This is a genomic window from Nisaea denitrificans DSM 18348, from assembly GCF_000426505.1.
Classification (GTDB): domain Bacteria; phylum Pseudomonadota; class Alphaproteobacteria; order Thalassobaculales; family Thalassobaculaceae; genus Nisaea; species Nisaea denitrificans.
Genome location: NZ_AUFM01000015.1, coordinates 448,111 through 459,387, shown reverse-complemented (window position 1 = coordinate 459,387; position 11,277 = coordinate 448,111). Strand labels below are relative to the sequence as shown.

The 11,277-nt window shown below is 60.2% G+C and carries 11 protein-coding genes; all 11 read right to left on the bottom strand.

The genetic code is table 11. The annotated features are described in order from the left end of the window. Positions 1 to 18: 18 nt before the first annotated feature. On the bottom strand, positions 19 to 516 hold the full coding sequence (gene rimP, locus K328_RS0112615; protein ID WP_245577528.1) for a ribosome maturation factor RimP: 498 nt from the start codon (positions 514 to 516) through the stop codon (positions 19 to 21). 178 nt (positions 517 to 694) lie between these two features. Next, a complete protein-coding gene (trmB, locus tag K328_RS0112610; protein WP_084608273.1) occupies positions 695 to 1,432 on the bottom strand; it encodes a tRNA (guanosine(46)-N7)-methyltransferase TrmB in 738 nt (245 codons plus the stop codon). Positions 1,433 to 1,456: 24 nt separating this feature from the next. Then, on the bottom strand, positions 1,457 to 2,626 hold the full coding sequence (metK, locus tag K328_RS0112605; protein ID WP_028466278.1) for a methionine adenosyltransferase: 1,170 nt from the start codon (positions 2,624 to 2,626) through the stop codon (positions 1,457 to 1,459). Between the two features lie 181 nt (positions 2,627 to 2,807). Further along, positions 2,808 to 3,248, bottom strand: a complete 441-nt coding sequence (locus K328_RS0112600) for a helix-turn-helix domain-containing protein (protein WP_084608272.1) — start codon at positions 3,246 to 3,248, stop codon at positions 2,808 to 2,810. Between the two features lie 137 nt (positions 3,249 to 3,385). Further along, entirely contained in the window at positions 3,386 to 4,993 is a 1,608-nt protein-coding gene (lnt, locus tag K328_RS23865) for an apolipoprotein N-acyltransferase (RefSeq protein WP_051284847.1), read from the bottom strand. Beyond that, the gene (locus K328_RS23860; RefSeq protein WP_084608271.1) at positions 4,990 to 5,952 is read right to left on the bottom strand and encodes a hemolysin family protein; all 963 of its coding nucleotides are present in this window, start codon (positions 5,950 to 5,952) and stop codon (positions 4,990 to 4,992) included. The genes lnt and K328_RS23860 overlap by 4 nt, the downstream gene beginning before the upstream one ends. Next, positions 5,949 to 6,428, bottom strand: coding sequence for an rRNA maturation RNase YbeY (gene ybeY / locus K328_RS0112585; protein WP_028466276.1), 480 nt, complete (start codon positions 6,426 to 6,428; stop codon positions 5,949 to 5,951). The genes K328_RS23860 and ybeY overlap by 4 nt, the downstream gene beginning before the upstream one ends. 110 nt (positions 6,429 to 6,538) lie before the next feature. Beyond that, positions 6,539 to 7,561 (bottom strand): PhoH family protein, encoded by a 1,023-nt coding sequence (locus tag K328_RS0112580; protein ID WP_245577526.1) that lies wholly within the window; start codon positions 7,559 to 7,561, stop codon positions 6,539 to 6,541. Beyond that, positions 7,558 to 8,994 (bottom strand): tRNA (N6-isopentenyl adenosine(37)-C2)-methylthiotransferase MiaB, encoded by a 1,437-nt coding sequence (miaB, locus tag K328_RS23855; RefSeq protein WP_084608269.1) that lies wholly within the window; start codon positions 8,992 to 8,994, stop codon positions 7,558 to 7,560. The genes K328_RS0112580 and miaB overlap by 4 nt, the downstream gene beginning before the upstream one ends. Before the next feature lie 196 nt (positions 8,995 to 9,190). Beyond that, complete coding sequence (locus K328_RS0112570; RefSeq protein WP_245577523.1) at positions 9,191 to 10,108, bottom strand: lysophospholipid acyltransferase family protein; 918 nt, start codon at positions 10,106 to 10,108, stop codon at positions 9,191 to 9,193. Further along, positions 10,105 to 10,920 (bottom strand): GNAT family N-acetyltransferase, encoded by an 816-nt coding sequence (locus K328_RS0112565; RefSeq protein ID WP_036554204.1) that lies wholly within the window; start codon positions 10,918 to 10,920, stop codon positions 10,105 to 10,107. Before K328_RS0112565 ends, K328_RS0112570 begins: the two co-directional genes overlap by 4 nt. Between the last annotated feature and the right edge of the window lie 357 nt (positions 10,921 to 11,277).

Here is an 11,277-nt window from a genome sequence, read left to right as displayed (position 1 = left end):
TTTTGCCGAAACCGGCGCTCAGATCTCGCCGCGTTCAGCGGCGGCGATCAAAGCATCGGTCAAAACCAATTTCGCCGTCCGGATCGATGCGAACGGGAAGCTCATACGCTCCCCTCCCTTATCAATCACGATGCTATCACCATTCTCGGCACCGAGCACTTCGCCCCGGAACCGTTTTTGTCCGTTCACCGCGACCTCAAGCTCGATCTTCGCTTCGAAGCCGGCGAACCGGTCGTAATCATCCGGACGAACCAGCGGCCGGTCGATGCCGGGAGAACTGACTTCCAGATTATACTCTCCGGAAATCGGATCCTCGACATCAACAATCAGGGAAACCGCCCGGCTGATGCTCGCGCAATCCTCAACCGTCATCTGGGCCCGATCGGAGCGCTCCGCCATGATCTGGAGAACCGCCTGCTTTCCACCGGTGAACATCACCCGCACGAGATCGTAGCCCATCGATTCAATTGAGGGGCCGATCATCGCGGCGATCTTCTCGTTCAGTTGCTGCGTCACCCGTATCCTCTAAGTCTCGCCCCGGCCCTTCAGGTCCCGCCCCGAAAAGCCCGGAAACCACCCTGGCAAAGCACAAAAAAAAAGTGGGCCGTTGGCCCACCCTATCAGCTTTACCGATTGGGTCTTGTAATGGAAGTCGCACTATAGCGGAACGCGCGCCCTCTTCAAGAAGATTCGCTCAATCAAACGTTTCGAGACGCTCGAAACGAAGGAACGCCGGACGGCGACCCTGATCTCGCGCCTTGGCCTCATACCGGGTCTCCGGCCAGTCCGCTGGCCGGACGCGCCAATCCGAGGGGCCACGGGCCTTCCAGCGGAAGCCCCGGTGCGCAGTCGCCCGGGCCAGCATCCACCGCAGATAGCCTATATCGTCAGTCGCCAGCCGCAGCTCTCCACCGGGCGCAATCAGCCGGTGAAATTCAGCAATGCTTTCATGCTGGATGATGCGGCGCGAATGGTGGCGCTTCTTCGGCCAGGGGTCGGCGAATAGTACGGTAATCCGGGCGAGTGAGGCGTCCGGCAGCAATGGCAGCAGGTCACGCACATCGTCCGGATAGATACGCACATTGGAAAGCCCTCGATCCTCGCAATGTCGGATCAGGCTGGCCACGCCATTCATGAAGGGCTCGGAGCCGATGAACCCGACATCCGGGTTCGCGGCGGCCTGGGCCGCCAGATGCTCGCCTCCGCCGAAACCGATTTCCAGCCAGACATCTTTGATGGTGTCCGGGAACAGCGATGCCGGATCCAGCGTCGCACCCGGTTCGTTTGCATCCGGCAGGATTACGGCAAGGTCCGGCAGCCGCTCTTCGAGCAGCCCTTCCATACCCGCGCGCAAGCGGCGACCGCGCCTTCTCCCATAGAAGACGCGGTCACGCTGTACGATATTTTTTGGATCTTCCTTGCCCGTGGGCACGGCTCTGTCCCGCTTTCAGAGGCTTCAGGCGAACGCGCTCTTGAGATCATCCACCAGGTCGAGTTTTTCCCAGGTGAAGTAACCCTTACCACCGTCCTCGCGGCCGAAATGGCCATAGGCAGAGGTCGGGCGATAGATCGGGTTGCTCAGCGCCAGACGCTCACGGATGCCCCGGGGCGACAGATCAACCATCTCCCGGACAACGGAGGCCAGCTTCGCTTCGTCGACCTGGCCGGTACCGTAAGTGTTGAAATACACCGACAGCGGATGAGAGATCCCGATCGCGTAGGAGACCTGGATGGTGCAGCGGTCGGCAAGACCTGCCGCGACCACATTCTTCGCCACCCAGCGAGCTGCGTAGGCAGCCGAACGGTCAACCTTGGTCGGGTCCTTGCCGGAAAAGGCGCCGCCACCATGGGGAGCCGCGCCGCCATAGGTATCGACAATGATCTTCCGGCCGGTGAGACCGGCATCGCCGACCGGACCACCGATCACGAACCGGCCTGTCGGATTGACGTAGAAATGATCTTCCGGGCACATCCAGCCCTCCGGCAGGACCTTTTCCACGTGACGGCGCACCATCTCACGGATCTCATCCTGCTCGAGGTCTTCGTCATGCTGTGTCGAGACCACGACGGAGGTCGCCCGAACCGGCTTCCCGTTTGAATACTGCAAGGTCACCTGGCTCTTGGAGTCAGGACCAAAGCCCTTGTCCGCGCCGGACTTGCGTGCGTCGGCCATAGATTTCAGGATCTGGTGCGAAAAATGGATCGGCGCCGGCATAAGCGGCTCGGTTTCGCGGCAGGCGAAGCCAAACATGATGCCCTGGTCGCCCGCGCCCTCATCCTTGTTCCCGGTCGCGTCGACACCGGCAGCAATATCGGTCGACTGCTCGTGCAGGAGAACCTCGATATCGGCCGTCTTCCAGCTGAAGCCTTCCTGGTCGTAGCCGATATCCTTGATCGCTTCGCGCGTGGACTCGATGATCGCATCCTTCGTTACGGATGCGGGCCCGCGGACTTCACCGGCAAGAACGACTTTATCGGTCGTCGCCAGAGTCTCGCACGCGACCCTGCTCATCGGATCGGCAGCCAGGAACATATCAACGACCGTGTCGGAAATCCGGTCACAGACTTTGTCCGGATGACCTTCGGAGACGGATTCGCTGGTGAATTCGTAGTCGGATTGAGTCAACGGGGGCTCTCCTAGAATATGAGTTGCACTCATGCCTGCTCGAAGACGTACCCGTGAACGCCCCGCTTCGTTCCGAAGCAGCTCGACATGAATCTCTATCCGGTGAATCGAATGAAGGCACCGAGAGGTAGGACTTCCTGCCGGTTTTGGGATTCATGGTCAAGAGGAAAGCGCGTGCAGCCTATTCCGGATCTTCGCCATCGAAGGCGTTGGCGATGGAGCGCATGAGGTCGAACAGGCGGCGGCGCGACTCCGGATCTGCGATCCTGTAATAGGCCCTGACAAGTTCAAGAGTCTCACGCCGGTTCATCGGATCGTCGGGGATCTGATAGGCGTCCGGCTCCTGTTCTTTTTCGAACAGACGGCCAGGCGATTGTTCCTGAACTTCCTGCGCCATGTCCTCGAAGAAGAAGTTTACCGGCACCTCGAGGATGCGGCTGAGATCATAGAGCCGACTTGCGCCGATGCGGTTTGCACCGCGCTCATATTTTTGAACCTGCTGGAATGTAAGCCCAAGCGCCTGACCAAGCTTCTCCTGGCTAATCCCAAGCAACGTCCGTCGCATTCGCACACGCGATCCGACATGGACATCAACCGGATTTGGCTTTCCAAGGCTCGCCATCCGGCCTCCCGGGCGGCGTTTGCTCGACGGCTGCTCCATATTACAAACCAATAGTCTCAAATTGCGCTAAAATCAGTTACCCATACAAACGTATGCAGTCAATATAAAAGCCGTAACAAAAAAAAGAAAAAAGCCGCTTAATTCCGGCGTAAAAAGAATGCGGCACCACACGATGCGATCACGAGCAAGATTGCCGCAAGCTCTTCGCCACGCGCATAGAGTGTTTTATTTTCCAAGGACGCTGGAATAGGGCTGTCGATTGTCCCTGTACGCTCCAGGGGCAAGGACGCCAGAACGCGCCCATAGGAATCGATCAGCGCTGAAATTCCGGTATTTGCTGCGCGCAAAACCGGCAAGCCTTCCTCGATTGCCCGCATCCTGGCCGCGGCCAGGTGCTGATAGGGTCCGGAACTCACTCCGAACCAGGCATCATTCGTCACATTCACCAGCAAGCCGGGCCGCGGCCCGCCGGCTTCCGTCACGGCGCCAGGGAAAATGATCTCGTAGCAGATCAAAGCACCGATGCGCGGCAACCCGGCATGGGCGAAACTGCTGGGCCCGGGCCCTGCCGTAAATCCACGACCGGTCTTCGCAATCGTCTCGACAGGCAACCATTGACTGAGAGGCACATATTCACCGAACGGGACCAGGTGAAACTTGTGCAGCCTGGCGACCATTTCCCCACGCTCATTGAGAGCAACAACCGCATTGAAACTCAGAGATTCCGCCGGATCATCGGAAACCTGATCGCGTAGCGGCACTCCGGTCATCAGCAGCCCCCCCGGCTGGAGCAGGGAGCCCAGATAAGCCGCCAGCCGCGGCTCGCGATTGAGCGCATAGGGAACGGCAGTTTCCGGCCAGACCACAAGACTGGGCGGGGCAAGATCACCCACCCCAGCGGGCTTGACAGTGGCGCGTGCTGCCCGCGTCAGCGTGGCGTATTTAGCCAAATGCCCCTGCAAGAGCTGCGGCTTCCACTTTTCCGTCTGGGCAACGTTCCCCTGGACGATCCGGACTGTGGGACGACTGATGTCGGGATCGGCGGCGCCGGCAAGCCGTACCGCGCCATATCCAGCGAAAAACACCGGTAAGAGCAAACAGACAGCACCGAAACCACGCTCCCAGCGCCCGGTGCGCCGTAGCAGCATGAGCGGCGACAGCGCGAAGAGAACCACGAAAAAGCCGTACCCATAGGCACCAATCAGGGACAAGGGCTGCAACAGCGCATCGGAAAAAGACCAGGCAGAAGCCGGCAAGTTCCAGGGAAACCCAGTGGCGACATGCCCCCGCAGCATTTCCGAGAAAGTCCAGGCCCCCGCCAACGCAGGTGCCCTTACCCATCCGCGCGGCCGGAGCCAGCCATAGAGCAGGGTCGCCAGACCGCCAAAAACTCCGAGAACGGCGGGAAGGCCCGCTGCGGCAAACGGCACCAGCCAGGCAAACCGGTCGCCGTCGACCAGAAGCGCGTTGGAGATCCAATAAAGGCCGGCGACGTGATACCCGAAGGCGAACGCCCAGCCCGTCAAGAAAGCCCCGGTGAGTGTCCGGCGGCGATCGAGCGTCAGCAGCATAAGGGTGAAGGCGAACAGAGCCGGCAGCACGTCAAGCGGCGGCAGAGCCAATGCGGCAAGCGCGCCGACCAGTGTCATCACGGCCACACTGCGGAAACCGGTCAGCCCTGCAAGCCGGTTGATGCCAATACGGACGCCATCACCCCACCGGGCGACAGACGCCCATGCACTCACAGACTGACCTCCGCCTCAGGCTCGTCCGTCGACACACGCCGGATACGGATCCGCTTGATCCTGCGTGAGTCACTTTCAAGCACCTCAAATTCGACACCGGCCGGGTGTGCCAGAAGCTCCCCCCGAGCCGCAACACGGCCCGCGAGCGAGAAGACGAGCCCGCCGAGCGTATCGATTTCCTCGCGCTCTTCCTCAGTCAGCACATTGCCGAAAAGAGCTTCAAATTCCTCGATTTCGGCGCGGGCATCGGCAACCGCCGTATCCGGCCCGACCATGGCGATTTTCGGACCTTCCTCGACATCGTGCTCGTCGACGATGTCGCCCACGATTTCCTCAATCAGATCCTCAATGGTGATCAGCCCGTCAATCCCGCCGAACTCATCCACGACGAGCGCGAGATGGCGGCGTGTCAGACGCATTTCCTGCAGCAGGTCCATCGCTCGTATAGAAGGCGAAACGAACAAGACCTCCCGCAACAGGGAACTGAGCGGCACATCCTTGCCGGCATGGACATGCGCCAGAACATCCTTCATGTGGATCATGCCGACCACATCGTCGAGCGTCTCGCGGTAGACCGGCACCCGGCTGTGGGAATCCTTCACCATATCCGTTACCAGCTCATCGAGACTGGTATCGATCGCCACACCGGTGATATCGGCACGCGGTACCATCACATCTTCAGCCGTGATGTCGCGCAGCCCGAGAATGTTACGGATCAGCGCCCGTTCATGCGTGTCGATGGCGAGATCCTCGTCCATCGTCCCGCCGTCGTCCTCAATCAGTTCTTCAAGAGCGTCGCGAGCGGACGCACCGCCATTACGCTTGAGCTTCAACGCCTTGAAAAATTGCCGAAAACGGGTCCATGACGGCTCCCGTTGACCTTCGGACTCGAAATCGTCGCCATCCGTCACGCCGACGATATCCACGCTTACCGGCCTGTTATCCGGACCTGAATTCATTGGACCGGCTCCAGCACGGGATTATAGGGGTCGGAAATGCCAAATCCGTCGAGAATCTCAACTTCCCGCCGCTCCATTTCAGAAGCCTCTTCCTCCGTCTCGTGATCGTATCCGAGCAGATGAAGAATGCCGTGCACCACCAAGTGCCGCAGATGGGACGCCAGGGGTTTTCCGTCGCGAGCCGCTTCCATGGAAACGGTTTCGAAGGCGAGAATCACATCGCCAAGCATATCCGTTCCCGACAGATCCGATGAAAGGCCTGAAGGGAAGGACAGCACATTGGTTGCCTTGTCCTTACCGCGGTAATCGCGGTTCAGTAAGCGGACTTCAGCGTCGGAGCCCAGGACAATGCTGAGTTCGATCGGCTTTGTCACCGGCCCGAGTACCGCAACGGCAATATCGACACAGAGTCGCTCAGCGTCGGGCAGCGCCACCTCCCAGGCAGGGTCGGAAACGGTGACGGCAATATCGTAAATAGAGTCCGGTTGCTCCGGCTCTTCCTGCGGATCCTGCGCCGCGATCTCGCTGCGGCTGCTACTACTCGGCTCCGGTTCGTCGGGCACGCGCGGACACTCCATTGTTTTCTCTAACTGGACCCGTCAAGACGGGTCGATTCACGTTCACTGTACGCATTGACGATTTTCGTTACCAGCGGATGGCGCACAACGTCTCTGGCCGTGAACTCGATGAGGCTGACATCGGGAATTCGGCCAAGCACATGTATCGCATCCGTCAGACCCGATTTCGCTCCGAAAGGCAGATCGACCTGCGTCGGATCGCCGGTGATCGCCATCCGCGAATTCTCGCCGAGACGGGTCAGAAACATCTTCATCTGGGTCGGCGTTGTGTTCTGCGCTTCGTCCAGGATGATGTAGGAATTAGCGAGCGTCCGGCCACGCATGAAGGCGAGCGGCGCCACTTCGATCTCACCGGCCGCAAGCCGCCGCTCGACCTGCTCGCCCGGCATCATGTCGTAAAGCGCGTCATAAAGCGGACGAAGATAGGGATCGACCTTGTCTTTCATATCGCCGGGCAGGAAGCCGAGCCGTTCGCCCGCTTCCACCGCCGGACGCGACAGGATCAGCCGCTCGACCCTGCGTTCCATCAGCATGGAAACAGCCATGGCAACCGCCAGATAGGTCTTGCCTGTACCGGCCGGTCCAAGGCCAAGCACGAGCTCGTCTTTCGACAGGGCCTGAATATAGCGGTGCTGGTTCGGTGAACGCGGCTGGATTGCCCGTTTCCACGTCGGCACGAAGGCAGAGCGGTCATTAAAACCGTTGCTGTCGCCGTTTGCGGCGTCGCCCGTGTTCTGCGCCCACTTCACTGCGGCGTCGACAGTCCCAAAATCGAGGGCCTTGAGCTTTTTACCGGCCTTGATGTCACCTTCAAGGCGGCGATAAAGCGAGGTCAGCGCGGATTGCGCCGTAACCACCGCATCTTTTTCACCTTCAACGGTGACCTTGTTTCCGAAGCAGGAAATCGAAACCTGAAGCTTTTGTTCGATTCGCGCCAGATTGCGGTCATGCTCGCCGAGCAAAGCCGGCACCAGATCATGGTCGGCAAATTCCAGATGAATGACTTCGGTGGCCTCGTCAATGATGCTCAAGCAATCGCCCTTTCATGGTCGGAGGTGAGCGTTGTCGGGCCTGACGCGCCGGCCCATTCGCCGATCACCGCGGTTCCCGAAAGAGAGTTGGCGTGTCCCTGTTCAATCCGGACATCGGCAATCGCACCGATCAGCCGGTCCGGTCCGGCAAAGTGTATGGCCTGCATATAGGGACCCCGGCCAACAAGTTGACCTTCTTTTTGTCCCTTGCGCTCGACCAGCACCGGCTGGACAGCGCCGACACTGGCCACATTGAAGGCAAGCTGCTGCGCATTCAGCAGCTGTTGCAGGGTTTCCAGACGGTCTGACTTCACAGCGTCGTCGATCTGCAGGTCCGTCCCGGCCGCCGGTGTGCCGGGGCGCGGACTGTATTTGAACGAATAGGCCTGAACGTATCCGACATCCGCTACAAGTCTGAGTGTATCGGCAAAATCCACGTCGCTCTCGCCCGGGTGCCCGACAATGAAATCGGACGACAGGGCCAGGTCCGGGCGGGCTTCGCGCAGCCGGTCGACGATGCGGCGATAGGAATCCGCATCATGCTTTCGGTTCATCTGCCGCAACACACTGTCGGAGCCGGATTGCACCGGAAGATGCAGAAAAGGCATCAACTGCGGCACGTCGCGATGCGCGGCGATCAGGTCGTCATCCACATCGTTCGGATGCGAGGTGGTGTAGCGAATGCGTTCCAGCCCGTCGATCTCGGCCAGCGCCCGGATCAGCCTGCCGAGACCCCATTCACCGCCGCCTGCTTCGCCATGATAAGCGTTGACGTTCTGACCGAGCAGGGTGAGCTCCGACGTACCTGAGGCCACCAGCCGTCGCGCCTCGGCGATCACCTGATCCGCCGGACGGGAAAACTCCGCGCCACGCGTATAGGGCACCACACAGAAGCTGCAAAACTTGTCGCAGCCTTCCTGGATGCTGAGAAACGCGGCCGCAGCATTCGAATGACGTTCTTCCGGCAAATGATCGAATTTGCTCTCCGCCGGAAAATCGGTGTCGACGACACCGGCACCGCGGGAACCGCGTCCGCCCGATGTCGCCCGGTAATCCGCCGCTTTTTCTTCAGCCGCGCGGACCAGCTCCGGGAGACGGTGATAGGTCTGCGGTCCGAACACCAGATCGACATAGGGTGCGCGCTTGACGATTTCCTCGCCCTCGGCCTGGGCAACGCAGCCCGCGACCGCGATCAGCAAGGGCTTTCCGCCCGCTGCGCGGGCTTCCTTTTCCTTGCGGATCCGACCGAGTTCGGAAAAGACCTTTTCCGTTGCCTTTTCCCGGATGTGACAGGTGTTCAGGATCACCATGTCGACATCATCCGGCGTGGTTACAGGGTCATAGCCGAGAGACACCAGACTGTCTGTCATACGCTCACTGTCGTAGACGTTCATCTGGCAGCCGTAGGTTTTGATATAAAGTTTTTTGCTCACGCGCGCCGCGCCTTATGGTCGCTCGAAGGGTCGAATTTCATGGGTACGGCGGGAGCAATACGCCGAGTGCAACTGAAATTCCAGCGTGCGTTTCTGTTCATCCCCGAAATGCTAACACCGGGAAGCGTCCAGTCAAGCCGCGTAACCGTTCTGATGTGAGGAATTTTGAAAGGCACTCCCGCGTCAGGATGTGGTGTCAGGACGTAGCGTCACTGCGGCCTGAGAGCGCCCGAGAAACACCATTGGCGACAATGCGCTGACAATGCGCGGCCAGTTCCTTGCGGTTTCGAAATTCCGCAGGGTCCACCGGCTCATGAAATTCGACATCGACATCAACCCGGCCGAGCGCCAGCGCGTCGAGCAGGTGCGGCAGCAGATCCATGTCGCCATACCATGCATAGAACGGCCTGAGCCCGCGCCCCATCGGCATGCCGTTCAGCCGGGTGTAGGTCACAGAGACCGGCTGAATGCGCAGGTCGGAACGGGTCGATGCGTCGCTCCGAGAGGGCTTGGCGGCGGCGAACAACGAGCTCTTGAAGGGCAGCGTGCGGTTACCGTCATTGCTCGTGCCTTCGGGGAACAGGATCAGCCGGTCGCCCGACGAAAGACGGTCGGCGATGACGTCCGCATGTTCCTTCGAGCGGGCTCTTTGCCGCTCAACGAAAACAGTGCGCTGCAGGGTCGCAAGCAGACCGAAACCCGGCCAGGTCTTGACCTCGCTCTTGGCGATAAAACTGGCGCGCAGCAGGCTGCCCAGCACGACAATGTCGAAATAGGAGACATGGTTGCTGGCATAGAGCACCGATCCCTTGCGCAGCGGCGTGCCGCGGGTACGGACCCGGAAGCCAAGCAGGCGGGCGCAGAGGCTGTGATAGAAAAGCGGCAGACTGGCCGATAGCGGCGCCCGGAGAGCCAGTGCCAGCATCTGGACCGGCAGCAGGCCAAGCGTCAGGGCGCTATAGAGCGCGAGCCTGCGCCATAGCAGGCTCCGGGACGGAGCGATCATGCCCGCCGCTTCCGCCGGTTCGGCCCCACGATCCCAGGTCCCGAGCAATCCGGAATCAACAAAGACGTCGTCTTCATTCAACTCCTCAAGGGCACCGGCGACACTCATTGTATAACGACCCCGCGCGCCTCGCGTTCATAATGCTTGTAGTACTTGTCGGAGACATTGCTGGTCTCGACGATGACACAGACATCGGTCGTATTGAACTGATGATCGACCACGGCCCCGTGACCGACATAGCCGCCAAGCCGCAGATACCCCTTGATCAGAGGCGGAAGCGCGGCAGCAACGCGACGTGCATCGATTTCCTCGGCCGGCACCAGATTCATCTCGGTGTAGCGCTCCGCCAGCGCGGAAGCACGGATCCGCTCCGGCGCCAGATGATTGTGATGCAGATAGGCGAGTTGAGTCCGAAGCGCGGCCGCGTCATTGCCTGGCAGGCTGGCGCAGCCGAACATCACGGCAATGTCGTTCTGGAACACGTAGGCGGCAATGCCCTTCCAGAGCAGCTGCATGGTCGGGCGGGTGCGATAGCCATCCGCAGTGCAGGAACGCCCGAGCTCGAGAATCTCGCCAGGCTGCGCCTCGAGTTTGGCAATATCGAATTCGTCGGCGGTATAGAAACCGCCCGCCTCAACAGCACCGGCGCGGCGGATCAGGCGATAGGTCCCGACCACGGCCTCGGGGCCCTTGCCGCGCGTGTGGTCCAGCACCAGAAGATGATCCGCGACATCGTCAAACGGATCCTCATCCAGACGGCTCGCGCGTGCAGCCGGGGACGGAATCGCGCCCATTTCCTCATAGAAGACCTGATAGCGCAGGCGCTTGGCTGCGTGGATATCTTCCTCGGTCGTCGCAATCTTTACTTCGAGCGAGCCGGAGACGAGCGTCTGGTCAGACAGCGGCGCCGTCCCGGACATCACGACCGGTGCGGTTTCGGCCGCAGTGGTTTCGGAAAGTGCTGTTCTCGTCGGAATCGAGAATCCCATGATTTGTCGCATCCCTGTTATCGAGGCCACAGGCTATCGGAACCAATTGTACCGCGCAGCGGCACTCTCATTCTTCAGATATAGCTACGCGTAATCCCGTTACGAGGAACATCCCCCGAACAGTATGGGAACCGCGCGCCGGACGGGACCCCAAGAAGCCACCCGGTATCGGCTTATACCGACTGAACGGTGACAGTTTTCACACACTCTGATGACAAACTGGTTGCACTCGGAACCCGCATAAATCCGGATGATTTCCGGCCCTCTGCAAGGCGTGCGGCCTCTCGG

Bases quoted from the DNA above. Each gene is read 5' to 3' on its own strand.
- K328_RS0112600 (WP_084608272.1), bottom strand. From the start codon at position 3,248: ATGGCGAGCCTTGGAAAGCCAAATCCGGTTGATGTCCATGTCGGATCG.
- K328_RS23860 (WP_084608271.1), bottom strand. From the start codon at position 5,952: ATGAATTCAGGTCCGGATAACAGGCCGGTAAGCGTGGATATCGTCGGC.
- K328_RS0112570 (WP_245577523.1), bottom strand. From the start codon at position 10,108: ATGAGTGTCGCCGGTGCCCTTGAGGAGTTGAATGAAGACGACGTCTTT.
- K328_RS0112565 (WP_036554204.1), bottom strand. From the start codon at position 10,920: ATGTCCGGGACGGCGCCGCTGTCTGACCAGACGCTCGTCTCCGGCTCG.